General features: G+C 55.8%; 24 protein-coding genes and 1 tRNA gene. 10 read left to right on the forward strand and 15 right to left on the reverse strand.

Annotated features, from left to right (window positions below):
* Positions 1–10: 10 nt before the first annotated feature.
* A complete protein-coding gene (gene queF, locus BLT38_RS02330) occupies positions 11–433 on the forward strand; it encodes a preQ(1) synthase (RefSeq protein WP_231966695.1) in 423 nt (140 codons plus the stop codon).
* 247 nt (positions 434–680) lie between these two features.
* Here queF and BLT38_RS02335 read toward each other — a convergent pair whose 3' ends face one another.
* From BLT38_RS02335 to rbfA, 4 genes are all read right to left on the reverse strand, one after another.
* A complete protein-coding gene (locus BLT38_RS02335) occupies positions 681–1,676 on the reverse strand; it encodes a GNAT family N-acetyltransferase (protein ID WP_083343730.1) in 996 nt (331 codons plus the stop codon).
* 76 nt (positions 1,677–1,752) lie between these two features.
* Positions 1,753–3,621, reverse strand: coding sequence for an ArnT family glycosyltransferase (locus BLT38_RS02340; protein ID WP_231966696.1), 1,869 nt, complete (start codon positions 3,619–3,621; stop codon positions 1,753–1,755).
* Between the two features lie 23 nt (positions 3,622–3,644).
* Positions 3,645–4,694 carry a DHH family phosphoesterase gene (locus tag BLT38_RS02345; RefSeq protein ID WP_083343731.1) on the reverse strand — a complete coding sequence of 350 codons (1,050 nt, stop codon included), beginning with the start codon at positions 4,692–4,694 and terminating at the stop codon, positions 3,645–3,647.
* Positions 4,694–5,095: a 30S ribosome-binding factor RbfA gene (gene rbfA, locus BLT38_RS02350; protein WP_083343732.1), complete on the reverse strand. Its 402-nt coding sequence runs from the start codon at positions 5,093–5,095 to the stop codon at positions 4,694–4,696. Before rbfA ends, BLT38_RS02345 begins: the two co-directional genes overlap by 1 nt.
* 161 nt (positions 5,096–5,256) lie before the next feature.
* Between rbfA and BLT38_RS02355 the strand changes: the two genes are divergently transcribed.
* From BLT38_RS02355 to BLT38_RS02365, 3 genes are read left to right on the forward strand one after another with little or no spacing between them, the layout of a single operon-like run.
* On the forward strand, positions 5,257–5,778 hold the full coding sequence (locus BLT38_RS02355; protein WP_083343733.1) for an RNA polymerase sigma factor: 522 nt from the start codon (positions 5,257–5,259) through the stop codon (positions 5,776–5,778).
* Positions 5,771–6,178 carry a hypothetical protein gene (locus BLT38_RS02360; RefSeq protein WP_156784983.1) on the forward strand — a complete coding sequence of 136 codons (408 nt, stop codon included), beginning with the start codon at positions 5,771–5,773 and terminating at the stop codon, positions 6,176–6,178. The genes BLT38_RS02355 and BLT38_RS02360 overlap by 8 nt, the downstream gene beginning before the upstream one ends.
* Before the next feature lie 32 nt (positions 6,179–6,210).
* Entirely contained in the window at positions 6,211–7,041 is an 831-nt protein-coding gene (locus BLT38_RS02365) for a DUF4252 domain-containing protein (RefSeq protein WP_083343735.1), read from the forward strand.
* Positions 7,042–7,132: 91 nt separating this feature from the next.
* On the opposite strand, the gene BLT38_RS02370 is transcribed toward BLT38_RS02365, so the two are convergent.
* From BLT38_RS02370 to BLT38_RS02380, 3 genes are all read right to left on the reverse strand, one after another.
* Positions 7,133–7,864: a rhodanese-related sulfurtransferase gene (locus BLT38_RS02370; protein ID WP_083346877.1), complete on the reverse strand. Its 732-nt coding sequence runs from the start codon at positions 7,862–7,864 to the stop codon at positions 7,133–7,135.
* Positions 7,865–7,972: 108 nt separating this feature from the next.
* Positions 7,973–8,049: transfer RNA gene (locus tag BLT38_RS02375), tRNA-Arg, on the reverse strand.
* 35 nt (positions 8,050–8,084) lie between these two features.
* Positions 8,085–9,236, reverse strand: a complete 1,152-nt coding sequence (locus tag BLT38_RS02380; RefSeq protein WP_156784984.1) for a PQQ-dependent sugar dehydrogenase — start codon at positions 9,234–9,236, stop codon at positions 8,085–8,087.
* A 126-nt stretch (positions 9,237–9,362) separates the two neighbouring features.
* Here BLT38_RS02380 and ispG point away from each other — a divergent pair, with 126 nt between their 5' ends.
* Positions 9,363–10,607, forward strand: coding sequence for a flavodoxin-dependent (E)-4-hydroxy-3-methylbut-2-enyl-diphosphate synthase (ispG, locus tag BLT38_RS02385; protein ID WP_083343737.1), 1,245 nt, complete (start codon positions 9,363–9,365; stop codon positions 10,605–10,607).
* 68 nt (positions 10,608–10,675) lie between these two features.
* Here ispG and BLT38_RS02390 read toward each other — a convergent pair whose 3' ends face one another.
* Positions 10,676–11,680, reverse strand: a complete 1,005-nt coding sequence (locus BLT38_RS02390; RefSeq protein ID WP_083343738.1) for an LLM class flavin-dependent oxidoreductase — start codon at positions 11,678–11,680, stop codon at positions 10,676–10,678.
* Between the two features lie 65 nt (positions 11,681–11,745).
* Between BLT38_RS02390 and BLT38_RS02395 the strand changes: the two genes are divergently transcribed.
* Positions 11,746–12,708 (forward strand): 2-hydroxyacid dehydrogenase, encoded by a 963-nt coding sequence (locus BLT38_RS02395; RefSeq protein ID WP_083343739.1) that lies wholly within the window; start codon positions 11,746–11,748, stop codon positions 12,706–12,708.
* A gap of 362 nt (positions 12,709–13,070) precedes the next feature.
* Here the strand turns inward: BLT38_RS02395 and BLT38_RS02400 are convergent, their stop codons facing one another.
* Both BLT38_RS02400 and BLT38_RS02405 read right to left on the reverse strand, forming a co-directional pair.
* Positions 13,071–13,361: a hypothetical protein gene (locus tag BLT38_RS02400; RefSeq protein WP_083343740.1), complete on the reverse strand. Its 291-nt coding sequence runs from the start codon at positions 13,359–13,361 to the stop codon at positions 13,071–13,073.
* Positions 13,361–13,933, reverse strand: a complete 573-nt coding sequence (locus tag BLT38_RS02405; RefSeq protein WP_083343741.1) for a hypothetical protein — start codon at positions 13,931–13,933, stop codon at positions 13,361–13,363. Before BLT38_RS02405 ends, BLT38_RS02400 begins: the two co-directional genes overlap by 1 nt.
* A gap of 575 nt (positions 13,934–14,508) precedes the next feature.
* Here BLT38_RS02405 and BLT38_RS02410 point away from each other — a divergent pair.
* The 3 genes from BLT38_RS02410 to BLT38_RS02420 all read left to right on the forward strand — a co-directional run bounded on the left by BLT38_RS02410 (position 14,509) and on the right by BLT38_RS02420 (position 18,179).
* The gene (locus BLT38_RS02410; protein WP_231966697.1) at positions 14,509–15,312 is read left to right on the forward strand and encodes a response regulator transcription factor; all 804 of its coding nucleotides are present in this window, start codon (positions 14,509–14,511) and stop codon (positions 15,310–15,312) included.
* On the forward strand, positions 15,309–16,643 hold the full coding sequence (locus BLT38_RS02415; RefSeq protein WP_083343742.1) for a sensor histidine kinase: 1,335 nt from the start codon (positions 15,309–15,311) through the stop codon (positions 16,641–16,643). The genes BLT38_RS02410 and BLT38_RS02415 overlap by 4 nt, the downstream gene beginning before the upstream one ends.
* Before the next feature lie 135 nt (positions 16,644–16,778).
* Positions 16,779–18,179, forward strand: a complete 1,401-nt coding sequence (locus BLT38_RS02420; protein ID WP_083343743.1) for a serine hydrolase domain-containing protein — start codon at positions 16,779–16,781, stop codon at positions 18,177–18,179.
* Positions 18,180–18,215: 36 nt separating this feature from the next.
* Here BLT38_RS02420 and BLT38_RS02425 read toward each other — a convergent pair whose 3' ends face one another.
* The 4 genes from BLT38_RS02425 to BLT38_RS02440 form a co-directional block, all read right to left on the reverse strand.
* Positions 18,216–18,884, reverse strand: a complete 669-nt coding sequence (locus BLT38_RS02425; protein WP_083343744.1) for an HAD-IA family hydrolase — start codon at positions 18,882–18,884, stop codon at positions 18,216–18,218.
* A gap of 87 nt (positions 18,885–18,971) precedes the next feature.
* Complete coding sequence (locus BLT38_RS02430) at positions 18,972–19,436, reverse strand: VOC family protein (RefSeq protein WP_083343745.1); 465 nt, start codon at positions 19,434–19,436, stop codon at positions 18,972–18,974.
* A gap of 834 nt (positions 19,437–20,270) precedes the next feature.
* Positions 20,271–20,399 carry a hypothetical protein gene (locus BLT38_RS21010; protein ID WP_269456831.1) on the reverse strand — a complete coding sequence of 43 codons (129 nt, stop codon included), beginning with the start codon at positions 20,397–20,399 and terminating at the stop codon, positions 20,271–20,273.
* Positions 20,400–20,490: 91 nt separating this feature from the next.
* Positions 20,491–20,970, reverse strand: a complete 480-nt coding sequence (locus tag BLT38_RS02440) for a cupin domain-containing protein (RefSeq protein WP_083343747.1) — start codon at positions 20,968–20,970, stop codon at positions 20,491–20,493.
* A gap of 64 nt (positions 20,971–21,034) precedes the next feature.
* On the opposite strand from BLT38_RS02440, the gene BLT38_RS02445 reads away from it, so the two are divergent.
* On the forward strand, positions 21,035–21,496 hold the full coding sequence (locus BLT38_RS02445) for a MarR family winged helix-turn-helix transcriptional regulator (RefSeq protein ID WP_083343748.1): 462 nt from the start codon (positions 21,035–21,037) through the stop codon (positions 21,494–21,496).
* A gap of 78 nt (positions 21,497–21,574) precedes the next feature.
* On the opposite strand, the gene BLT38_RS02450 is transcribed toward BLT38_RS02445, so the two are convergent.
* Positions 21,575–24,361 carry a TonB-dependent receptor gene (locus BLT38_RS02450; protein WP_083343749.1) on the reverse strand — a complete coding sequence of 929 codons (2,787 nt, stop codon included), beginning with the start codon at positions 24,359–24,361 and terminating at the stop codon, positions 21,575–21,577.
* Positions 24,362–24,501 lie beyond the last annotated feature (140 nt).

Raw genomic sequence — 24,501 nt, forward strand, 5'->3', positions numbered from 1 at the left:
TAACAAAATTATGATGACCAACACCAGCCCGCTCTACACCGACGAGCACGCAGCCGCCGGCACTAAAGAGCCCATGCCCGCCATCGAGACGTGGCAGAACCAGTTCCGCTCCTACGAGATCCTGATTGACGATCCCGAGTTCACCAGCGTGTGCCCCCGCACAGGCCTGCCAGACTTCGGCCACATCATCATCCGCTACATGCCAAAGGACAAGTGCCTGGAGCTCAAGAGCCTGAAGGAATATCTCTTCTGCTATCGCAACCTCGGTATCTTTCAGGAAAACATCTGCAATCGCATCCTCGATGACATGGTTGCTGCTTGTGACCCCATCTGGGCTGAGGTGAAGGGTGACTTCCGTCCCCGCGGTGGTATCAGCACCGTGGTTACTGCTACGTATCCGCGTCCGCACCACCAGACCACCCCGTCAAAGTAAGCCACAGGGCAGTCCCGGCGAGATGACACGCATCACAACGTGTCATGAAAAGGCTAACCCTCTCCCTCGTCTTACTGATTGGCTTCGCCACAACGATGGTGAATGCTGTGGCCCAACCCTATCACCATGATCGCGGATGTCGCGATTGGCGCTATCACCATCATCATCGTTACTGCGCTCGCTGGCGCTAGTACTGGAGCATATGACCGGACCTGCTACAAGCGGGTCCGGTTCTTCATTTGCTTACTTAGCGATTGTTGCGGGTCCACACATTTGCACAAAACGCCAGCCGTGTTCGAAATCCAAGACTTTCGTACAGCATCTTTGCTGGAGTGTTTGCTTCGGTCACTGTGAGGGTTATGGCACGTGTGCCTTTCTGTGCCAGCTGCGTGGCCACATGCCTTAGCAACATCTTGCCCATCCCATAACCGCGCCGTCTTGGAGATACACAAAGCTGTGTAATGTGCGCCACGCCAACATCCACTTTGGATACCAGCGCGATGGCCTCAAGTTGACTGCTACGCTCATCCCTCACGACAAAGCTGTTCTCTGCGTCGAACACACCACAGCCGGGGAAGCGCACGATGTTGTGCAGAAACCGCAGCGATCCTTGCACGGTGCGGTACTGATCGTTGATGTTGGAGTCGCCATGAGCCTCATACGCGCGATGGATGAGATCGCCCGCAGGCTGATAGCAAGGTGCTGTCCATCGCACCAGCTTCAGATGTTGCGGCAGCTTCGGCATTGCCTCATCCTCACGCCGAATGAGGCTTCCTTCTGGAATCAGCTCCCGCAGATCTGGCAGGTCCACTTCCATAAACAGGCGAGCGTGTGCCCGAAACTCATGTTCCTGAAACGGCTCCTGCAATTCGCTACTCTCCAGCAGCAACTGTGATTCGACTCTGTCTACACCCGGCGTATGTTGCAACATGGGGAGAAGGTGATGCAGCAACGTAATTTCCAACTCGCGCGCATCATCCCCAATGGCAAACACATCGCCAACCACGGCCTTCTGGGTTTCATACACGGAGAAGCAATAGCCGTGCACTGCACCTGTTGCACGTTCCACTGCGACAAAGCCGGGCAGAATACGCGAATCCAGATAGCCCAGCAGCAGCGCAATGGACTCTGAATAATCCCACCGCAGCCGTTCGTGCCACAGGCGTCCTTCTTCCGCTAGCAGGTCGCGGAGGTCGCGGCCCTTATACAGCCGCAAATCACGTATGTCGTATCGTTCCAGCACGTCTTCCCATCGCTGAGAGTAGACGGTTTTGTCTTTGTTTTGCGGGGTTTATGTGAGCAGGGAACCTCTTTGGTTCCTACTTCAAGGCATCCACGCGATACACCGCCAGCCCTTGCCACACATTTACAAACATCAGCTTGTAATGTCGCCATGGCAGCAGCTTCTGCAGCGAAGCCGAATCATCTGATCGAATCACCAGGATGTGTTCCTCGTTGGGAACGCCTGTGATCACGCTCTGCTTCTCTGTCGCTGACTCTTCCTGCAGATAATGCCGCAACGGCTGGTTGCGATAGAAGCACAACCCATAGTCCGTATCGCGTCGGATATGATGCGTCACCAGAAGCTTCACATCGGGCGCCATTTGATGAATCTGTCGTGCCATGGGCCGCGCCGAATAGTTTTCATCCAACAGCCATCCATTCCGCTGCAGCAGGAAGAACAGCAGGCATAGCACCGGCACGAGCGTCAGCGGACGAAGCCACTGTAGCCCATAACGACGCGTTAGCAGGACGATAGCTACGCCCGTTACCAGCGCAATGGAACCAGCCCATATCAGTGTCCGCGTGGCGGGAATCATGCGCTGATACACCATGTATTGCGGGCACAGAAGCAGGACGAACGTCAGCAATCCGCACATCACTCCGTGCGACACCATCAGCCAGCGTGGCAATCTGGTGCGGCGCACGCGGTACATATAGTCGCCGGTGAGAATCGTGATTGGAGGAATTGAAGGCAGAATGTATCCCGGCAACTTCGATCCAGAGAACGAAAAGAACAGTACTGGAAAGATGGCCCACAGCACGAGAAACTCCGGGAAGGCATCACCTGCGCGCGTATGACCCAGATAGCGAGCGGGCTTATGACGTACCCGCCATTCGGCCCAGGCAATATCCACGGAATCCCACAGGGCGCGTAGCGCCACGATTGTCCAGGGCATCAGCGCGAGTATCAGAACGATTAAGTAATAGAACGGATTCTGATGGTGCTGATAGCGGTCCGATGCAAATCGCTGCAGGTTCTGCTCAAACAAAAAGAACTTATAGAACGTGGGATTGCGTAGCTGCACCGCGATGAACCACGGCAGGACAATCGCCAGGAACAAACAAATGCCCGGCAACCAGATCATCCTTCGTAGCACCTGCCACTCACGCCGTAATCCAACAAACAGCAGGATGATGCTGACGGAAAGGAAGATTGCAACGGGGCCCTTTGCCAGTGTGGCGATGCCGCCAAAGAAGTACAGATCAAACAGCCAGAATTTCTTGCCTGTTTCGTACCACGCGTACCAACCCAACATGCCGATACAGAATGGTGCCGCAAGCTGCATGTCAGTACTTGCACCGCGAGCAAACGCGACAATCGCTACTGCAGAAGCTGTGATGAGAGCAGCGTCTAGATGTCCGCCAGGACGGAATCTACGCATGTGGAGGAAGATCAGAAACACCAACGCAAACGCGCCAGTTGCGCTCGACAATCTCGCAGCCCAGTCGCTCTTGCCAAACTCTTTATAGAAGCTCATGGTGCGCCAGTAATACAGCGCAGGCTTCTCCAGCCACGGATGGCCATAAAGGATTGGGGTAATCGTTCCGCCTTCAGCGCAGAGGAAGCTTGCGTGAATATCTTTCCAGCGCAGGGAGTGCGGGATAACCCGTGCGTTCAATTCATGACAAACGGCCGAGTGCTCTTCCAGCATCTCGACGGCGATCTGCGCATACCGTGGCTCATCCGCTCCAACCAGGCCAATCGCCGGTTGCGAGATCACTGCTGGCCCGATACGAAACGGCACGAGCCCGAAGAACAACAACAACGCAGTTACGACGCACAGCACCACCAACTCGCGCAAAGTGCATGCAGCTTCCGTCTGCAGCCGTGCGCGCCATCCTAGTGGCTGCGCGGAAACATCATCCGGCGGAATCGCCGATTCGTTCTGTATGGGTTCGTTCACGGTTTGGGATGCCGAATCTGAGGCTAACAGACAGTCCCGGCTGCCGCGGCACGTTCGATCTCTTCATACATGGCAGTCAGTACTCGCGCCACGGAAGCATCAAACGATCCCTCCAGTGTGCAACCTGCGGCATTTCTGTGACCTCCGCCGCCAAGACGGCTGGCAACGGCCGAAACATCCACGCTTGATTTCGATCGCAGGGAAGTCCGGAATCCCACAGGGCCGCCATTCGTTTCTCGAAGGAACACTGCCGCTTCCACGCCTGCGATGGAAATCAGATAGTTCACGGTACCTTCAGAATCCTCATCCGTTGCTTTGAACTCAGCGAGGTCATCCTGGGTGATCCACGACCAAGCCACGCCCTGCTCAATCCTGATCCGCGACAGCGCGCGACCTAACAACTGGATGCGGCACGCCGGTACGCTATACAAAACGTCACGCGCCACGCTATCCGCTTTGGCTCCCAAATCGATCAGTGCATGCGCCAGGGTAAAGGTATCGGCAGAGGTGCCGGGATAGGTAAACGATCCTGTATCCGTCATCAGCGCTGTGTATAGGCAGGTGGCAATCGCCGGCGTCACATCAACACCCAGTGCAATCGCTACCTCAAATACCATCGCCGCCACAGCCGAAGCTTCCGGGTCAATCCAGTTCAGCGTGCCAAAGTGAATTCCCGTCAGGTGATGGTCGATGTTCAGAAGTCGCATGCCGTCCAGTCCAGTTAGACCGGTGCGTAGTGTACCGTCGCATTCCAGAATGATGGCGGCGTCATACGCGGATGCATCCACCTGACGCGCCTGCCGGATGCGTGCGATTCCCGGAAGTGTGCGATACACCTGCGGTACCGGATCGGCGAGGACCATGTCCACTTCTTTGCCGAGGCGATGCAGGATACTTCCCATGGCCAGCGTCGATCCCACTGCGTCACCATCCGGGCGCGCATGCGACGTCACCAAAAAACGGCCGTGCTGACGAATCTCCTCTGCAATCTGCTGCAGAGGGGTTTCCGCTGGCCCAGGCTGCGGATCAAAGTCTTGCGACATATCATTGGAATAGCGCAACGGTGACGCCATCAGGATGGATTTGCCTCCGTGGCTCCGGCGCGCCGCCGTCCTTCACGTTTCCTCATCCGCGTCAGCAGTGTGTCCATGCGCGCGTTAATTTTCTCAGACCGGTCAATATGAAACGAAAGATCCGGAATATGGCGCGTTCCCATGCGGTCCAGCAACTCGGCGCGAATATAGCCCTTGGCTGCGCGCAGGCCATCCAAGGTGCGCTGTTCGTCCCCTTCGTCGCCGTTTACGGCTATATACACGTGACCGCTCTTCCCACCCGGTTCCAGCGTAACTTCGGTTACCGTAGCCGATCCAATCCGCGGATCGGAGAGCTCGCCGTCAATAATGACGCCAATTTCTTCCCGCAGCGTCTCCTGGACACGGCTCCGATGATGTTCTCTTGCGCGATGTTCCGGCATGGCAACTTCCCCGTTTCTGACAGTTCAGGATACCAAAGCAGGGTTGTGGAAACCTTGGTAAAGAAAAAACTTGCTCTTTCCGGTAACTTCCTGCATTCGCCTCGGCCATGTAGGACGTATTGAAAAGTGAACAGGCTGTTTGAGGAGTAAGGAAAAATCGGGTGACGGCAACCGAAGACGAGTTTCGGGACATCGTTGAAAGCCACAGTTCCATGGTCTTTTCCGTGGCGCTGCGTCTTGTCGGCGACCGCGGTCTGGCAGAGGAAGTAGCACAGGATGTCTTCCTGGAGCTGCATCATTGGCTTCCTCGGCTGGAAAGCGCGGACCACGTGCGCCATTGGCTTCGTCGCGTCGCCACCCACCGTTCCACAGACGCTCTCCGGCGCCGCAAGGTTCGGCCGGAGGGGCAGTCCGACGAGTGGGAAGACAAACATGATCGCCCCGGCGATTCCGGCGGATCAGACTGCGGTTCCATGGGGGTTGCCATGGAACGCATGCTGCTCAGCCTGCCAGAGGCACAACGTACCGTGCTGGTCCTTCGCTACAGCGAAGACCTCACACCGGAAGAGATCGCCCGTACCACCGGCGACCCAGTGGCTACCGTCAAGAGCCACCTGCAGCGCGGCCTGCAACTGTTACGCCGCAAAGGATCAGTTGTTTTGAAGGAGTATGTTCGTGGATAAATTCGAGCGGAACGAACAGATCGAAATCGAGGAGTTGGAGCACGACTTGCGCGCATGCATGCGCCACGTACCCGCTCCGGAAGGATTTACGGATCGTGTGATGCAGCGTGTCGCGGCCCGCGAAGCTGCACGGAAACAGAAGAACCGTCTTGCCGTTTTTGCTTCGGCTCACAAACGTGCCAGTTGGTGGACAGCCGTAGCCGCAACGCTTCTCTTTGCCGTCGGTGGTGACATGGTGCATCTGCACCACGTCCGCGAAGCGCGTCGTGCAGCGGAAGCGCAGCAGCAGCTTGATCTTGCTTTGCAGTTGACCAACCACGCTCTTGATCAGGTAGACACCAGTATGGAGCGCACGCAGGCAGCCCGCTTTACCCAGATCGCGCTGGAACTAGCGAAATAACTTTTAGAACTTAGGTTTTGAGGACACGCACGATGAACGACATTCTTTCTCCCCGGCAACTCGCTGCAGCAACTATGTTGGCGGTCTGTACGCTGGCGGCCCATGCGCAAACTGCCAGCACGCCTGCTAACAAACAGCCGTATCTGCTGGCGATGCGCAGCGGATCGAGCACGACGACCCTTACGGCTTCGTTCACCGGCGAAGGTGCTCATGCGTATTCCGTCACGACGCACGATGACGGTTCGACGGTAGTTACAGAGCAACCTGCTACCGTTAGTTACGATCCGCAGACGAAAGACGATCTGATGGAGGGGCTTGATCGCCTTGGTGCGAATGCGAAGGAGCGTAACGAGGTCAATCTGGACAAGAACATGATGGCGCTCGCCGGTAACAACGGTCGTTATGGTGACCTTTCCTCCAAGATTGATCTCATCACCGTTCGCAACTATGAGTTCGCGCAAAAGGGCCAGTACCAGCGGAGCGATCTGGATGCTCTGCGCCGCAAGCTGGAGGGCAACGGCTGGTCTCACGTGATCCGTAACGAAAGCGATGGCGAGAGTAATGACATCGTGATCCGCAGTGGCGGAGACGGCTTCATCAGCGACATGGTCATCGTGAACGCTGAATCGCGTGAAGTGAATGTTGTTCACATCCGCGGCCACTTCCGCATGGAAGACGTCAATGGCGCGATGGGCCGTGTCATGGGCATCTCGCATGGCGCTGGAGCAGGTGCCATGGGGCCGCTTATGGGGATCACTGGCAGCAGCCACTATTCCCGCAACAAGGCAACGCCACCTACACCGGCCACACCCGCAACTCCTGCGACACCTGCCACACCGGCTACTCCCCCTTCGCCGCGATAGGACGACTCTAACTGCAATAACGATGCCCAGGTTCAAATCGAACCTGGGCATCGTTGGTTTAGGGCGAATCTCTTTCAGTAAAGCAAAACCGTTACTCTCCAACAGAATCTTCTGGTCGCAAGTCGGAGTGTCGCACTGCGATTCGCTCGTCGAAGATGTAGCAATCACCCTTCCATTGGCTTTCTTCTGCCGGGGTTTCCTCCAGGTAACGCAGAATCCCGCCACGTAGGTGATACACCTCTGGAAAGCCTTGCTGCAGCATGTAAGCGGAAGCCTTTTCGCAACGAATGCCACCCGTACAGAACATCGCTACCTTCGTATGTCGTGCCGGATCAAGATGCTCCTGCACCCATTGCGCGAAGTCTGAGAACTTTTCGAGGGGAGGCATTACGGCTCCTTCGAAGGTTCCGATCTCAGTCTCGTAGGTATTGCGGGTGTCCAGAAGAAGCACATCGGGGCTGGAGATCAACTCATTCCAACCCACAGGCTCAACATACTTACCGGGTCGCGCTGGATCCACTGGGTCATCTGTGCGAAAGGTAATGATCTCGCGCTTGCGCTTGAATTTCAGGCGACGGAAGGGCGGCTTCTCACTGTAAGAAAACTTCACCTCGGCGCGATCCAATCCCGCGCGCTCCACAAGCAGATTCAGAAACTGCTCCATTGTCTCTGCTGAGCCTGCCATCGTGCCATTGATTCCTTCGGGCGCCAACAGCGTGGTGCCGCGCAGGTCAGTAAGGGCAAACTTCTCATGCAGTTCGTCACGCAGACTCTGCGGATCGGTGAGAGCGAAGAAGCGATAAAAGGCAGCGACCGTGTACATCTTGTTTCCAGTGTAAAAGCCGCGCAAAGCAGTGGGAGCGCTTGCTCAAGCAAATTGCTCAAGTGCGAGGCTATGTTCATGAAAATCTGGCTGGAAAAGAGAAGTGAATGGTGACCCGGGCAGGAGTCCAACCTGCGACCTTCGCCTTAGGAGTGCGCCGCTCTATGCAACTGAGCTACCGGGCCACGTTTCGCTAGTGTAGCTGAATCATTCCAGTAATTTAGTTACCCCCGGAACGGAAAACGATGTAAATCGCCCCTAGCAGATCATCCGTTATCAGGTAGCGATCGTTGTCGAGCCGCAACACCCCACAAGGGCGTCCTGCGACACGCGTCCGTCCTGCTGTGGTTTCCAGGAAGCCCGTCATGAAATCCTTCGCTTTCCAATCGGTTCCTGCGACAGAAACTACGCGATAGCCTGTGCCAATCCGAGGATGCCCAGCCCCATGCAATGCGACGAGATACTCGTTATTCGTAACTTTCTCGATACCGAGTGGCGAACTGTGGGCGACAAAGCCGGTAAGGGGAACTTTCACACCGTCGCAAACTCCCGGCGCTTTGCCTAACTCCGGGTCAGGATGAACCTTTCCACCCTCCACATAACAAGCTGGCCATCCCACATTCATCGGTTTGCCTGACGTATATGCTGCAACGATCTCCGCTGCTGAAAAGCGCAACAGGGTGTCTTCAGGAGCCTTATCTCCTAACTGGTCGTCGCCCATGTTGGTCGCCAGCAGGCTGGAGGAAGCCTCATCCCAGAGCAACCCCACTGCGTTGCGCACATTCTTCACCACGATCTTGCTATGGCTGCCGTCTGGATCCATCACACTGATGGTGGCTCGGACAGCTTCCTTTTCTGCGCATGCGTTGCACGACGAGCCAACCGAAACAAACATATGTGGCTTGCCCGCAATGGTGCCAAACACAACGGTACGAGTGAGATGCCAGCCGCCGTATTTGTAGTCCAGACCGTAGTCAGGATAGTGCGCTAATACCTCGGGTTCGCTCGATGGTTGCGTATCACCAGCCTTGTACCTGTAGCGGACCAATCGGTCCGTTAGTGCAACGTAAAGCCACGTCTGTCCACCGGGATCTGTGAAGAAGGCGATGCTATTGGGATTTCTCAAGTTTTGCAGATACGGAATCGCACGCGCGAAGCGGTTCTCTGAGGGATTCCAGCCATCGAGGATCAGGACCTGGCCGCGCTTGTTGTCGGTGCGGTTGAGCATGTCTGTGGCGAAGATGCGACCGTCTGGCGACTTCGTAAGAAAACGAACCCTCTTTAGCCCGTCCAATGCAACTCGCACATCGTATCCAGCAGGCAGGTTTAGGGTTATTGCCTTGCCATTGGCTTGTAATCGGTGTGAAACCATCTGGCATTTCGCTTGAATGATCGACAACAGGAGAAGGAAAACCGTTACGCTCCGATTCATATGGGAAAGGGACTGCATTAAGGGGGCTCGGGTTGCCGCTTTGGTAAACTTAATGCTGAGGTTCCCATGCCCGAGATCACTCGCCGGAAGGCCGTCACGGTTAAGATTGGCAACGTTCGCGTCGGCTCTGACGCCCCGGTTGTCGTGCAGTCGATGACCAACACCGACACCGCCGACATTGAAAGCTCTATTCAGCAGATTGCCGCTCTCGCACGCGCCGGTAGCGAGATGGTACGAGTTACCGTCAACAACGATGACGCTGCGAAGGCACTGCCGTACATCGTGGAAGGCATCCGCAAGAAGGGATGGGAGACACCCATCATCGGCGACTTCCATTACAACGGCCATCTACTGCTCGCCAAGTATCCGGACTGCGCACAGGCGTTGGCGAAGTACCGCATCAATCCCGGCAACGTATCCATCGGTCGCAAGGACGATGACAACTTCCGCACCATGGTAGAAGTTGCAGTGAAGTATCAGAAGCCTGTCCGCATTGGCGTGAACTGGGGGTCGCTGGATCAGGCATTGCTGACGAAGATGATGGACGAGAACAATCGCTCCGCGAATCCTTTGCCTGCGCGCGAAGTGATGCTGGAGACGATGGTGCGTTCTGCACTTGATAACGCTGCTGCTGCAGAGCGTTATGGACTGCGTCGTGACCAGATTGTTCTCTCAGCCAAGGTCAGCGGTGTGCGCGATCTGATTGATGTTTATTCCGAACTCGCAAGCCGTACGGATCATGCTCTGCACCTTGGGTTGACTGAGGCAGGTATGGGCATGAAGGGTACGGTGGCTTCTACCGCTGGACTTGCTCCGCTGCTGTTGAAGGGCATTGGCGACACGATCCGCGTGTCGCTCACACCGACGCCTGGTGGTGACCGCAGTGAGGAAGTGCGTTGCGCACAGCAGATCCTGCAGGCTCTCTCCATACGCAGCTTCGCACCTCAGGTCACAAGCTGCCCTGGTTGCGGACGCACTACGTCGACCTACTTCCAGATGCTGGCGGAGCAGGTGCAGAACTACATCACCTCATCGATGCCGGAGTGGAAGGTTCAGTATCCGGGCGTAGAGGAGATGAAGCTGGCTGTGATGGGTTGCGTGGTGAATGGACCGGGCGAATCCAAGCATGCCAACATTGGTATCTCGTTGCCGGGTACGTTTGAGGAGCCCAAGGCGCCTGTGTATATCGATGGCAAGTTGGCCATGACGCTGAAGGGCGACCACATTGTGGATGAGTTCAAGGTCATCCTGGACGACTACGTGAAGAGCCACTACGGCAAGGCACAGATCGAGGAGTTGGTCTCCGCGTAGTTCACTTACCTACACACATACACAAAGGCGCATGCTCTCTGCATGCGCCTTTGCTATTGCTGCTGACACTACGAAGGTAGCGTGATCTCCTTCGCTACATCCGCAAGTATCTCGTACGAGCGGAGACGGTCAGCCTGCTCGTAGGTATCGGTCACAGCGAAGATCTCATCCACTCCGAGCCAATCTACGGTGCGCTGCAGTCGTTGTTTTACAGATTCATGATCACCAACAACAGCGAGTGCAAGTCGCGCTGCGACGGCGTCGGCTTCGGCGGAGGTCCAGAGGTCGGCCATGGAGTCTACTGGGGGGCGTACCTCTATGGGTTGGTTGCGTACCAGGGAGAGGAAGCGTTGCTGGGGTGTGGTGAACAGCCGCTTGGCGTGTGCCTCCGTGTCGGCGGCGATGACTGGGAGGCCGACCATTGCGTATGGCTTGTCTAGTACATCGGACGGTGTGAAGTGTCGGCGGTAGAGCTCCATGGCCGGTTCGACGTACTGCGGGGCGAAGTGGGCGGCGAAGGCGAAGGGCAGCCCGAGATGTCCTGCTAACTGGGCGGAGTAGCCGCTGCTGCCTAGCAGGGTGATGGGTACGTGGGTGCCTTCGCCGGGGACGGCGTGGACGATCTGGCCCGGTTTGGGGTCGCCGAGATACTGGCGTAGCTCCGCTACCAGTTCGGGGAAGTCGTCGCCGCTGCTGGTGCGGCGGAGGGCACGCATGGTGGGCATGTCAGAACCGGGTGCGCGGCCCAGGCCGAGGTCGATGCGGTTGGGGTACATCGACGCCAGTGTGCCGAACTGCTCCGCGACCACTAATGGTGCGTGGTTGGGAAGCATGATGCCGCCGCTGCCGACGCGGATGGTGGATGTCTTGTCTGCGACGTGGCCGATGAGGACGGCTGTTGCCGAACAGGCGAGGCCGCGGATGCTGTGATGTTCCGCCAGCCAGAAGCGCTTGTAGCCAAGACGTTCCACGTGTTGCGCCGTCTCCACACTGCGCGCGATGGCGTTGCCGGTGGATTCGTCGGGACGCATACCAACCAGATCGAGTACAGAAACCTGTAATTGCCTGCTCATGCATATTGGATGATGCTTCGATGGACATCGAACCATCGCTTGGATTACGGCGATAATGGAGCGATATGACACGCGCCAAAGCCTTCCTGATCCGACCTTTGCCTGCAACCGTTGAAGCCGCCATTGCGACACATTTCGATGTGGTTCGTGCGGAAGGGGATCGAATTCTTTCCGCGGCGGAAGTGCTGGAGGGGGCACGGGGTTGCCGGGTGGTATTCGTGTCGGCCATGCAGCCGATGGGGCGTGAGGTGATTGCGGCGTTGCAGCCGGAGCTGAAGGCTGTTGGCACGGTGTCTGTGGGCTACAACCACATCGACCTGGAGGCTTGCCGCGAGTATGGCGTGAGCGTCTTCTACTCGCCCGGGGTATTGTCCGATGCGTGCGCCGATCTGGCTGTGATGCTGGTGCTGAATGCCGCGCGTCGTGGGCATGAGGCTGAGGCGCTGGTGCGCAGTGGTAAGTGGCCGGGTTATAGCAACGTGCAGTTGCTGGGTATTGGATTGACTGGTCGTCGTGCGGGCATTCTTGGCATGGGCCGCATTGGACAGGCGATTGCGGCGCGTCTGCGTGGCTTTGGTACCGAGATCCACTATCACAACCGTCGTCAGCTCTCTGCCGCCGAGGAGCTTGGTGCGACTTACCATGCGTCCGCGGAAGAACTGCTGCGCGTGAGCGACTTCCTGGTGCTTTGCGCGCCGGGAACGCCGGAGCTGCACCGCTTCCTGAACCGTGAGCGTATTGCGGTGCTGCCCGAGAATGCTGTGGTGGTGAATGTGTCTCGTGGTGACACGGTGGATGATGATGCGTTGATTGAGGCGCTGAAGTCTGGTCGTGTATTCGCTGCGGGGCTAGACGTGTATGCGAATGAGCCTGCGCTCGATCCGCGGTATATCGAGTTGGAGAATGTCTTCCTGACACCGCATATTGCCAGCGCTACGACCGATACTCGTCATGCGATGGGAATGCTGGTGCTGAATGGCATTCTTGCGCATGACGCTGGGGAAGCGCCGGAAAATCAGCTCTGCTAGTTATTTCGTACCGTTCTCAACGGCACTTCGACGTGTTGGGGTGGGACCCTCCCCCTCCCCCTGTTTTTCTAAAATCGTCTTTCTATTGGGTTTACGTTTTGAGTGGCTGTAAAATCGTCTTCCGATTGGGGTTAGAGGCAAAATCGTCTTTCTAAAAGAGTTAGGGCCGCGCTCAGCGCGGCCCTTTTCTCTTCTATTTCTATTTTAATTGTTTGGTGGAAATACCATGCCAACTCTATGTTATTTGGTTTGTTGTGTTTAGGTGGTCCAAGGGCTTGACAGCACTTTCTAATGGTTCTGAAGCTCTCCTTGCGTAAGGTTCGAGTTTCGTACCAAGATGGCCCAGCGGTATGCGGCGAATTCTATCGCTTTGGTCCCCACCATTCAGGAAGTAATTTCGGAACTCGAAGTTTGGCAGCCACAGGTCCCCAAACGGGTTGAAATTCAGAGAGCAGATTCGAAATTGCCTTCCCTTCGATTCCCATGGCCATGCGTTGCTCAGCGTGGGTGACGTCGTTGTAGCCATCCGGAAGGTACGCAATGCCGACGAAGCCACCTGCCGCAGAACTCGTGAAGGTACTCAGTGCGAACATGCGGTGACCTGAGTCGGACTTATCCACCACTGTCCATGCCAAGGCATGGCTGATACGCACTACCGGGTTCTTGCTCTCGGAACGTTTGTATCGAGGGTCTTCGTGGAACAGTACTTGTGTGGCGAAATCTGCCGTACTCCGAGCCGAACGCTGGGCGAGCTCGTTGCCGTAGTTCGCCCAAAGGCTCCCATTCCGTCCTGCCATTCTCGCGGGTACTCTTTCTTCGGGTTTGCCATCTTCATGCCCGCGCCAAAGAGCGGGTAAATCACTGCGGCTGGTGAATAGGTCTTGTGATAGTAGATCTCCCACTTATCGTGTGCGGTGAGCATGGTTCCAGAGACAAACTTGGGAGGCAACAGAGGAATTGTGTTGATCTTCGTCTGTGTCTGATGCGATGTCTCTTGATCTTGCGCGTCCATTTCGTTCTGAGGAGCGGGTGCGTCCGGGAGCGCATCGACTTCGGTGAGAGATGAGGATGTATCTTTCGCGGTCGGGTTACTGCTTGCGATGGAGGTCTCTGTGAAGAGCACGCTCTGAGAGTTTGCGGATTTGGCGATACCAAGCGAGGCTACGGCGATCGCAATTGTGGCAAACAGCTGATACAGGTTTTTCGAGGCGAAGCAGTCCTTCATAATCTCCCGGGAACACTTGATGATTTGTTATTGCGAGCCTTCGTTTCGACCTGCAGCACGTTCTTGTTGCCAGTGCGGCCGAGCGTTGGATTGAGTGGCTCTTTCCCGATTAGAGCGGCTCAAGGTGCTTTCGTTAGGTCGAGAAACTACTTCTCGACACTTCACGACAAATCTCTTTCACAACGAACCAGTGAAAGATTCATCCTGTGTTGAGAAGTGTCGACTAACGCATCTTCCCGCCAAAGCTCCCGTCTAGCACACAGGAGCCAGCATGTTTCATAACCGCAGGGCAAGCCTTACTCAGCACGCAGCCAAGATGTCAGTTTCGGTCTCGCCGTTTGGTGATGCACGCATATCACGAGGGGAGCGGCACAGCACATCCTTAAGCATCGCGCTTACACACATAGCAACAAGCATCCAGTGGCTCTCGCCTATGGTTGGCGCATTGGTTCCGGAAAAGGCTCTTTTGATGTGCTGTCTTGCGTCGGGCATCCGAGCCCTGGCGAGACGGATAGCGGGATTCTCTACGTCACAACCAACCAGAGATCGAGCTGTGTGACCATGAGGGATTTGAAATGATGATGGCCTTTTCCGAATATCTGGCGGCAGTTCTCGACGTTCCCATGATCAGGATGAGCGAAAATACGTTAATGACACGTCAAGTGGTAACGGATGCGGGACAATCGATCCCTCTGCTGCTGATTGACGATGATCGTTCTCTCGCGTCTCTGCTTATGGAGTACTGCATCCCAGCAGGCTTTTCTATTCATTCGGCACTGAGTGGCGAAGATGGACTCCTTCAAACACGTCAGAGATGCTTTTCTCTCATCATCCTCGACGTAAGCATGCCTGGCATCGACGGTTTCGAAGTGCTCAAGCGCTTACGCGAATTCACAGACACGCCGATTCTCATGCTGACTACGCGGGATGCGTCGGTAGATCGAGTACGTGGACTAGAGAGTGGCGCTGATGACTATCTAGCCAAGCCATTCCAGCCAGAAGAACTGATTGCCCGCATCAAGTCCATACTGCGACGCGTACACCGCAAAGAGAGGAGTGGTCAGATTGTGGTGGGCGACCTTGCGATGTATGAGGCAGAACGATCTCTCTTGTTATCCGGTCAGCGGCTTGACCTGACTGGAGCGGAATATGGCTTACTCCGTTTGTTGTTGCTTAGCTCAGGAGAACCTCTCACTCGTGAAGAATTGATTCCCATCATCTTTGGGCGTGAACCCAATAGCTTCGATCGTAGTATCGACAATCTAGTGAACAATCTTCGGCGAAAGCTTGGAACACATCCCGATGGTTCGGAGCGAATCAAGTCTGTTCGCAACGTAGGGTATTGTTACGTGCAGATGAGCGGCGAGAGTGGAACATGAAGTTGTTTTTTCGCACCATGCTCATCACCTGGGCCGTGATGTCATTGGTTGCGTTATTGGCATTATCCTTGCCGTCTGTCTTTAAGCCATTTGGAGCGCGGGCCGTTCCGTTCCACGCACTGGAAGGATGTGCTGAACGAGCAGTACTGCAACATCAGAGTGGTCAACCCCAACTTCACGAAGACGGTTCTGCTTGCGCGAATGGACGGCTGGTGGCAGTCGACACTGCGATCAAGACTGACCTTGCGGGACATTCTCTCTCCGCCGATCAAATACAGATGGTGCGGAGTGCGGAGCAGAGTGGTGGCTTCGTGGTGAAGTTTTCACCAGAGGGCACCGACGTGGCGCTTCGCATTGATTCTGCTCCACGGCCGAATGTTTATCTAGCAACGATTCCTTCCGCGGAGCCGCACTTTTTATTTCGTCATCTCAGCACATTGTCACCGATCTTCATCGCGGGCGTTCTCTCTCTGTTTGTAGCGGCTTATGTTGTGCGTCCACTTACCGGTTTAAATACTGCGACGGAAAAGTTCGGAGGCGGAGATCTGAAGGTGAGAGTGCAGGCCCCGCTTGCAACACGCAAGGATGAGTTGGGGGATTTGGCTCGTACGTTCAATGGGATGGCTGGACGCATTGAGTCTCTGGTTGTCGGATACAAAGATTTTTTGGCGCACGCATCGCATGAACTCGGTTCTCCTCTTACGCGCCTGAATATCGCGCTGGCATTGGCACAAAGGAAGGCTGGTCAAGATCTTGAACAGGAACTTGATCGCATTCGCCAGGAGTCGTATCGCCTCAATAGCCTGGTACACGAGATGTTGTTACTCGCGAGAATTGAGAGCGGGAATGAAGTAAATAAAGAAGCGACACTCTTCGATGTGCGAACAATTATTGAAGAAGCGCATCGTGACGCAATGTTCGAGGCCGAGCAACACCAAAAAACTGTTGAGAGTACAGTGGTCGAAAGCTTTGTGGTTCGTGGTTATCCTGTTCTTCTGCAACGAGCCGTAGACAACGTCCTTCGAAATGCAGTTCGATTTGCGCGGCAACGTATCGCAATCGAAGTCTCACTCTCACGAGTTGAAACGCTGCGCAAAGGGCTCATCGTTATTCGAGATGATGGACCTGGTATTAAAGCCAAACAAGAGGAAGCTATCTTCGAACCATTCGTAACATTGTCAGGATCCGAACTGACTGGCATAAGCGGAGGGTCGGGACTGGGACTCGCCATCGCACGACAGGCCGTCCTTGCGAATGGCGGTTTCATCTCCGCTCAGTCGGCACGCGACGGTGGCCTGGTGATTACGATTGAGTTGCCCGCGGAATCATAGATCCCTCATCTGTTTAAGTTCCTGATGCAGGACTGAAATGTACGCCATCGATATTTTGCCTTCTGAGTTGTGGCGATCCACGTATTTCTTATCGGTGTTGTTTGTGTCTGAGCGCCTGTTCGTTTCAGGAGAGTTATGAGGTTTGTGTCGGGAGTTTTCCTGGTGGCTTGTCTGGCCATGTGCGGACAGAATGTGATGGCTGGAGCCGATCGCGTTAATGGGAAATCGCTCTTACCGCAGAGAGTGCTTGCGGAGGCTCAGGCGCGCGTGGATGCCAAGTGGTATCCAACGCTGGTGATTGCGTATGTGGATGGCGATCGCAGTGAGGTGGAGACGTTTGGGAGGCTTTCCAATGGAGCGAAACCAAATGGAGACACGGTTTATGAAATTGGCTCGATCACTAAGACATTCACGGCTGCGTTGTTGGCCGATGAGATTCGGTCAGGACGTGTGAAGACTGATACTCCGGTTACGGCTTTGCTCCCGGATTACAACGTTCCTGCTCGTAATGGTGTCTCGATCACGTTGGCGGATCTTGCGACGCAGTCTTCTGGATTGCCTTATATGCCGGAGAATATGAGGTCTGCGGATGCGGCAAATCCTTATGCTGACTATGATGCGGCGAAGTTGAAGGCCTTTCTTGCTGGCTATGTGTTGAAACGCAATCCCGGCGAAGCTTATGAGTATTCGAACCTTGGGTTTGGGTTGTTGGGTTTCGCGTTAACGCAACCTCAGCACTATGGTGAGGCTTTGCGAGCGAAGATTTTTCAGCCGCTTGGAATGACGATGACCGCGGTTGGACTGACCGATAGGATGAAGGCGCATCTGGCGACGGGGCATAACAATCACAACAGGGAAGCAGAGAATTGGCGGTTTGATGATGCTCTTGCGGGATGCGGGAGCATTGATAGTACGGGCAACGATATGCTGCGCTATCTGAAGGCAAACATGGCGATTGGTGGGACTTCGATGTCGTCTTCTTTTCAGTTAGCGCAGCAGCCTCTTCGCGATGTGAATAAGACAGAGCGCATTGGTATGGCTTGGATGACGCGTGCGTCGCTGCCTGAGGATGTTATCTGGCACAACGGAACGACCTTTGGTTATGCGAGCTTTATCGGGTTTACGGCTGATAGGAAACGCGGCGTCGTCATTCTGACGAATATCGGTGGGAGTGTTGACGATCTTGGTTTTGCAGCCTTATCGGATGCGCCGCTGCGTACTTACAAAACGGTGGCGGTGGATCGATCGATTCTTAGTAGCGATGAGGGAGTGTTTAAGACTGCAGATGGTGGGTTGATCAAAATCTATCGTCAGGATGGGCAGCTCTATGCCCAGGCTAAGGGAGAAGATGGGATTCCGCTGTTCGCGCTGTCATCAGAAGAATTCTTCACGCGGATTGATGGATTTCATTTGATCTTTCCTCGCAATGGCGATGGGCACAATGACAGCATTGTTCTTCGGCAGCAGGGTGGGGTTGACCGTGTTGCTCCCAGGCTTGAGGGTGCGGAGGCTGCTGCTGCGCTTTCCAAGTTTTAGGAGAAGGCGCTTCCGCTGAGGGGTTAGTTAACTTTCTTATGCTTTATTCGCGAGCGCGAGTGAAACTGCGAGTTGGTCGCCTTGCGGAGTGACTGATACTGCACGGAAGTCTTGCACTAATAGATCGTGTTGCAGTTGCTCTGCTGGCATGGTGGTTAGTAGTCCTACTACCTGCATGCCTGCGCTGAGTGCTGCGTCGATGCCGGGGCGTGTGTCCTCGAAGACGAGGCAGTCTTTGGGTTGAACGCCCAGTATTTCTGCGGCTTTTAAGAAGCCTTCTGGATTTGGTTTGCCCTTGCTGATCTCATCCACTGGAACGAGGACTTCTGGCATCGGTAGTCCGGCAGCGTTTACGCGGATGGTGGCTAACGTTCTCCAAGCTGATGTGACGATCGCCCATGGATGGCCTTGTATTGCTTTTACAAATTCGAGGGCTCCGGGAATGGCGACGATGCCTTCCAGAGTGGTTTCTTCATGCACTGCGAGTTCTGCGACGTCTGCGGCGTGATCGTGTCCGGGGCGGAAGTGCTCCATCGTTGCCGATCCGGGACGTCCGTGCGAGAACTTGAGGATGGACTCGAGGTGAAGTCCATGACGTGAAGCCCATTTGGCCCAGCCTTGTTCGACAACTGCAGTTGAGTCGACAAGTGTGCCATCCATGTCAAACAAGATGGCTTTGCACCAAATGGTTACGGACTGATCCATGCTTCTGTTGCTCCTCACAAAGGCTTCAAGCGGAAGGCTCTCTACCAGCGTGAGCGATGCGAGGCGGTTCTGTCCAATCGTTAGCGATCAATGAGAGAGCGACTCTTCGAGTTCGCTCTCTTCGGGTGCGTCTGTGGGGCTTGAAAATTCCATGCGGTAGCCGTCAGGATCGATGACTGGGACTACCCATAAGCGGTTTCCTACGAAGGGACGATTGCGGGTTTGTAGGCCGCGTGATTTGAATTCGCGATAGAGCGCTAGCGCGTCTTCGCATTGAAAGCAGATGTTGATTCCTGATCCCAGCGGCTCTTTCGGTTTGCGTTCCGGGATGTACTCCTGCAACATGATCGCGGCCTCGCCAAGCTCAAGCCAACACCAGCGAATCTTGCCGTTGGGCTTGTCTCCATCTTGATGGCTATCTGGAATCCACCAGCGCTTCATGATGAAACCGAGGCCGTCTACATAGAAGCGCAGCGACGTTTCCATGTTGATCACGCTGAAGAACGGGACTGCTTGTCTTACGTTCGCGCTTGCCATGGATTCGTCTGGCATCTTTCTACCTCATTGGCACGCCTGGAGAGTTGTAGCTGGTACGGCGTTTACCAGCATCAATCCAAATGAGCGGAGACAATCACTGAGATGCCAAGCTTACAACTTCGTCTATGCATAGACGATAGGCGACGGCATCGCCGCGATGGAACATGTTCTTCCACCGTTATTCGGATATACCGATATGTTGAAGCCAAACCCTCGGAACGTAACAGTTGTTCCCGAAGTTGGTGATTCGCAAGTTGCGAGAATTGGGACCACCTGAATGCTGCTCTCCGGAAGGGCTGCGATGCGTCCCGAGACATTTCCCTGGATACTTGCACCGTTCGTGGCCGATAGTTCGATTCCCCACGACTGTGGATCGTTATCAGTATTCCTGAGTTGAACCGTGGCCCAAATTACGTAAGACCCCGCAGGAAGCTTGATCTGGGCAAAATCGGCTCCATCATTTCCAAAGTTCACAATGGCTGTTGCGTATGAAACGAATGTCTCCGAGGAAGTGCTTGGACCCGCTGGGCCTCGAGGTCCCACTTCCCCTTGCGGACCAGCAGGTCCCGTGTCTCCTTTGGAAGCGATTAGTGCCCAATTTGGGCTAGGAGGCGGATCGTTCTGATTCCAGTGAATGGCCGCATAGCTGGAACCGTTGTATGGCACTGCATCACAAGGTCGGTAGATGCTGCCCGCATTCCATCCCTCGCGGAAGCGAATGCAGCAGTCGCAACGATGGCATTCGCACGTGCAATTTTCTTTGCAGTGTTCCATAACCAATCACCTCGTATTTTCTTGAGATACGAAACGAAATCTACACCACTAAAGCCAATATCGGATTTGTTTAAATCAAAAAACACTTTCCATGGTGAACCCAAGCCCGTCCACATAGAAGCGCAGCGACGCTTCCATGTTGGTCACGCTGAAGAACGGAACTGCTTGTCTTACGTTCACGCTTGTCATGGATTCGTCCTGCATCTTCCACCTCCCTGACATTATGAATAACCGAGGCATCGCTTCATGCGGGCAGCAGTCATGGGATGAGCGTAGTAAGCAGGCATTCCCGTCTCTAAGCGGGAGGTATGGCCGGTTTCAGTCCATGACGGTGCATGATTTCAACCATCTTTGCGCGGTCAGGCGGCCCTCCGGCTGCGGCCTTGAGTACAGCTGCTATCTCGCGGAAGTACTCCGGCCCAATGGCCGCAGGTGTGATGATGCAAAGCACCTTTGCGTCGTCCGTGGTGTTGTTGCGGAAGCTATGCACGGCTCCGCGAGGAACACAGGCCGCTTGCCCCGGACCTATCTCAAATATTTTCCCTTCGACCGTCACGGTCAGCACACCGGACAGGCCGTAGGCCGTCTCCTCGTAGCCGTTGTGGCTATGGGGTGGCGCAGGGAGTCCCTCGGTGGGCGGGACGGTCATCTCAAAAGTGGCAACGCTGCCCGATGAGTTTTCTCCCGTGAGAAGAAAGCGAATACCAAGCGGGCCGACGAAGATGGTTTCCTCTGCAGGGTTAACTTCGAGGCCGACAGCGTGAAGTTGAGTCATGCATCCTCTATTCTGTAAACTGTGTTTACAGAGGGAAGTAAACATCGTTTACAGGTGAGTGTCAATGGCCGTTTCACTGAAAAAATCCCCCCTCAAACCCGGTGAAGTCCTGATTGGCGCGTTGCTGCGCGTTCCCACTGAGGCAATCTTTAGGCGCATCGTGCGGGAACTGAACGAGGCGGGCTTTGAAGGGCTTGCCCTTCCTCACATCGCGGTGATGCGGTATCCCGGGCCGGATGGCGAGCGCCCGGGCGTTCTGGCTGAACGCGCTGGCATCAGTAAGCAGGCTATGAACCGGTTGCTGGGCAGCCTGGAAGAGCTTGGGTATCTGAAGCGGATGGACGCATCAAACAGTGGCTCCGCGCGAATTGTGCGCTTTACCCGGCGCGGCCATGCGGCATGGGCCAGGATCGTTGAGAGCATGCGCGAGATCGAGTGCGAATGGAGCGCGGAGCTTGGGGAAAAGGACTTTGCTCAATTGAAGAAACTGCTGGTCCGTGTCAGGGAAAGCCCGCTGGTCCGATAAGGAAACCCCACGTCTCAGAATCGAGACGTGGGGTTTCCGTTGCATCGTGGTTGTTGGCTACTGCTGTTTCTGATGGTGTTAGAAGCTGTAGCGGAGGCCGCCTTCTATGCGTCGGCCGTTGTCGCCCTGGGTGGCTTTGCCGAAGGTGGGTGAGCCTACTACGCTGCCTACGTTGGTTACGTTGAGGTGGTTGAGTACGTTGGAGCTGCGGATGTTTGCTGTTAGCGATTGCGGGTGTTCTGCCTTCGCGTTGTGCGTCAGCTTGAAGGTGCGTTGCAGGTTGGTGTCCAGATAGAGGGTCCAGGGCTGGTTGCCTGCGTCGCGACCGATGGTGGCGCCTGTGCCTGAGGTAGAGAGCAGGCCGTACTGCGTCTGATAGGCGCAGTTGGATGCGATGGTGGCGGTGCAGTTGGGCGTGCCGGTGGGGGCGATGAAGGGACGGTCGTTGAAGTTGCCGTCGCCGTTGTTATCAAAGCCGGTGGTGAGGTTGAACGGCGTGTCGCCCTGTGCGTTGAGGTTGGCGCTGAGCTGCATGGCGTAGGGCAGTTTCGCGGTGGCGTTGCCGAAGACTTCCCAGAGAGCGTTGCCGGAGCGGCGTGCGAATTCGCCGACGTTTGAGCCGGTGCGCTGCGGTGTGTAGAAGGGACTGTCGTTGGTGTTGTCAATGACGTTCACACGCACAGCGCCGGAAGAGAACTGAATGTACTTCAGGCTTTGATTGGACAGGCCCATGAAGATAACGTTGCCGTAACCGCGACCGTTCGATTGCCACTGAAGGATGTTGACGTTCTGCTGCAGAGGACGTGGGCCGAGCGGCTGGCCGTTGAGCGGCGAGTTGATGTTCTGCGAACGCGTGTAATGCCACAGTTGCGCGATGTAGTAGTCCGCAGAGATGCTCCAGTTTTTGCCCATGGTGTGGCTGAAGCCCAGGTTCTGAATGCTGAAGAACAGGTTGGGCAGGTGCGGTTCCACGTTGCGGATGGACTGGAGTGGTGTGGCTCCTGTGAATGGGTTGCAGGTGTTGGGATTGAAAACGCCGCTGCATGTGGGCGAATAGATGAGGCTGGTGGTGCGCTGTACACCATCGTTGTCCAGCAACTGTGCCCAGCTATGTGCGGAGAAGCGTCCGGAGAACATGCCTGCGTGAGCATGCAGTGTCCACTTAGAGTCTTTGTCTGGTGCCCATGAGAGGCCGAAGCGCGGATTGAAGTTGTTATGCACCATGGGCTTGCTCTGCGTGTAATAACGCAGGCCCCATGCGAAGTGGAGGCGTGGCGCAACCTTCCAATCGTCCTGGAAGAAGAGGGCGATGCGGTACTGCGACAGGTTGATGGTGGGATTGCCAGCGATGTTGGAGAACTGTGTGGGCGAGCCACCGGCCCAGCCGTTGAGTCCGCGCACGTATTGTTGGACGCCGGTGATCGTTTCCGTTTGGCCGGTGGGATTGTGGTTCGCGTCGAGGACCGGCGCAGTGCCACCACCGAAGAGCCATGTGCCGTTGAAGTTGGTGGTGTAAAGGAAGCGTTCGCGCAGCAGCTCAGACTGGATGCCGAATTTGAGGAGATGCTTGTCGAGATTGATGATGGCGTCGTCATCGAATTCGACGTCGACTTCGTGGTCGCGGAATGCGCCGTTGGTGCTGCCACCGCCGGTGAATGCGCCAGCGACCTGAATCTGCGGAGCGAGAGAGTTGGGGATCTGGTCGCGACCGTCGAACTCGAAGCCGAGGCGCGCTTCATGCATGATCTTGGGCGAGACGACGGTCACGTTGGTGATGTGGAGTTCGTGATCGTACTGCTTGTTGGCGTAGGCGTTTTCAGGAAGCGTGGTGCCGCCTGCGCCCATGTTCTGCTGGTCGTTATGCCATGCGTTGAAGCTGACGATGAAAGTGTTCTTGTCGTTGAGTTGCCAGTCGACTTTCGCCATGCCGATCCAACGGCTTTGCGTGGTGGGCACGTTGGCGAGGACGGGCGTCTGGTTGCCAGAGGCGTCGACGTTGATGGCGTTGATGGCGGCGAAGTTGTTGACGGTGCGGTGTTCAAGATTGAGAACGAAGTCCGAACCTTTTTTGCGGATGGGGCCGGTGAGTTCAAAACCGTAGCGCTGTTTGCCGAGAGCGGCCCGGCTAACGGAGAAGGGATCGCGCGCGTTCATCCACGCGCTGGAATTGGTGGCGAAGAGAGCGCCGTGATACGAGGGCTGGCCGGGCTTGGTGTAGATCTGGACCTGTCCGCCGCCGAAGGGTGGGTTGCGATATTCGGCGGAAAAGAGGTCGGGGTTGACCTTGATGTACGCGATGGAGGATTTCGGTGGGATCGTCGAATTGTTGTCGCCACTGACGAAGCCATCAACAGAGATGGTGGTGTTGCCGGGTGCGCCGCCTGCGGCTGCAGCCATCTGCTGGAGTTGGCGCAGGAGATCGTCGGGATCGTCTGCCAGCGATTGGAGGCGCTTGCCGGAGATGGTCGTGGAGGGGCCGGTGGCTGTGGCGGAATTGACTGCGGCGGGATTTTCGTCGTCGGTGTCTGCTACGTCGACCGTGGTTTGAACTTCTTCGGGCTGCAGGGTGATGGAGAGTTCGCTGGCGCGGGGGAGCGAGACGGGCATCATCAAGGGTGCGAAGCCGCTGAACTTGACCTGCAGGGTGTGGCGACCTTCAGGCGCACAGGCGATATGAAAGCGGCCTGCGGCGTCGCCGGTGACGGGGGCGGTGTCGTCGATCTGCACCGATGCGCCGGGGATGATTGCGGCAGTGGAGTCATGCACCACACCGTTGAGCGGAGTGCATTTGGACTGCGCGCCAGCCGCAGAGAGTGCAAGCGCAGGTGTTACCGCCGTAAGCAGGGCGAACAGATTCAGTTTCACAGTAGTTCTCTCAAAAAATCGTTGGTCTTACAGGGACAGCGACCGGCTCACGGCGTCCGGCTTCAAAAAGAGATGAAGCGTTATACGGAAGCTGAGCGGTATTGGTTCCTGTAGATGAGTACGAAATTTGAGTGGCGGGA

Origin of the sequence: Terriglobus roseus (assembly GCF_900102185.1) — a bacterium.
GTDB lineage: Bacteria > Acidobacteriota > Terriglobia > Terriglobales > Acidobacteriaceae > Terriglobus > Terriglobus roseus_A.

Excerpts from the sequence above, each read along its gene's own strand:
- queF (WP_231966695.1), top strand. The coding sequence starts at position 11 with ATGATGACCAACACCAGCCCGCTCTACACCGACGAGCACGCAGCCGCC.
- BLT38_RS02430 (WP_083343745.1), bottom strand. The coding sequence starts at position 19,436 with ATGCCAGACGAATCCATGGCAAGCGCGAACGTAAGACAAGCAGTCCCG.
- BLT38_RS02370 (WP_083346877.1), bottom strand. The coding sequence starts at position 7,864 with ATGTACACGGTCGCTGCCTTTTATCGCTTCTTCGCTCTCACCGATCCG.
- BLT38_RS02380 (WP_156784984.1), bottom strand. The coding sequence starts at position 9,236 with ATGGTTTCACACCGATTACAAGCCAATGGCAAGGCAATAACCCTAAAC.
- BLT38_RS02445 (WP_083343748.1), top strand. The coding sequence starts at position 21,035 with ATGGCCGTTTCACTGAAAAAATCCCCCCTCAAACCCGGTGAAGTCCTG.
- rbfA (WP_083343732.1), bottom strand. The coding sequence starts at position 5,095 with ATGCCGGAACATCGCGCAAGAGAACATCATCGGAGCCGTGTCCAGGAG.
- BLT38_RS02365 (WP_083343735.1), top strand. The coding sequence starts at position 6,211 with ATGAACGACATTCTTTCTCCCCGGCAACTCGCTGCAGCAACTATGTTG.
- BLT38_RS02440 (WP_083343747.1), bottom strand. The coding sequence starts at position 20,970 with ATGACTCAACTTCACGCTGTCGGCCTCGAAGTTAACCCTGCAGAGGAA.
- BLT38_RS02390 (WP_083343738.1), bottom strand. The coding sequence starts at position 11,680 with ATGAGCAGGCAATTACAGGTTTCTGTACTCGATCTGGTTGGTATGCGT.
- BLT38_RS02405 (WP_083343741.1), bottom strand. The coding sequence starts at position 13,933 with ATGAAGGACTGCTTCGCCTCGAAAAACCTGTATCAGCTGTTTGCCACA.
- BLT38_RS02415 (WP_083343742.1), top strand. The coding sequence starts at position 15,309 with ATGAAGTTGTTTTTTCGCACCATGCTCATCACCTGGGCCGTGATGTCA.
- BLT38_RS02425 (WP_083343744.1), bottom strand. The coding sequence starts at position 18,884 with ATGGATCAGTCCGTAACCATTTGGTGCAAAGCCATCTTGTTTGACATG.
- BLT38_RS02420 (WP_083343743.1), top strand. The coding sequence starts at position 16,779 with ATGAGGTTTGTGTCGGGAGTTTTCCTGGTGGCTTGTCTGGCCATGTGC.
- ispG (WP_083343737.1), top strand. The coding sequence starts at position 9,363 with ATGCCCGAGATCACTCGCCGGAAGGCCGTCACGGTTAAGATTGGCAAC.
- BLT38_RS02395 (WP_083343739.1), top strand. The coding sequence starts at position 11,746 with ATGACACGCGCCAAAGCCTTCCTGATCCGACCTTTGCCTGCAACCGTT.
- BLT38_RS02345 (WP_083343731.1), bottom strand. The coding sequence starts at position 4,694 with ATGGCGTCACCGTTGCGCTATTCCAATGATATGTCGCAAGACTTTGAT.
- BLT38_RS21010 (WP_269456831.1), bottom strand. The coding sequence starts at position 20,399 with ATGCAGGACGAATCCATGACAAGCGTGAACGTAAGACAAGCAGTTCCG.
- BLT38_RS02410 (WP_231966697.1), top strand. The coding sequence starts at position 14,509 with ATGATGATGGCCTTTTCCGAATATCTGGCGGCAGTTCTCGACGTTCCC.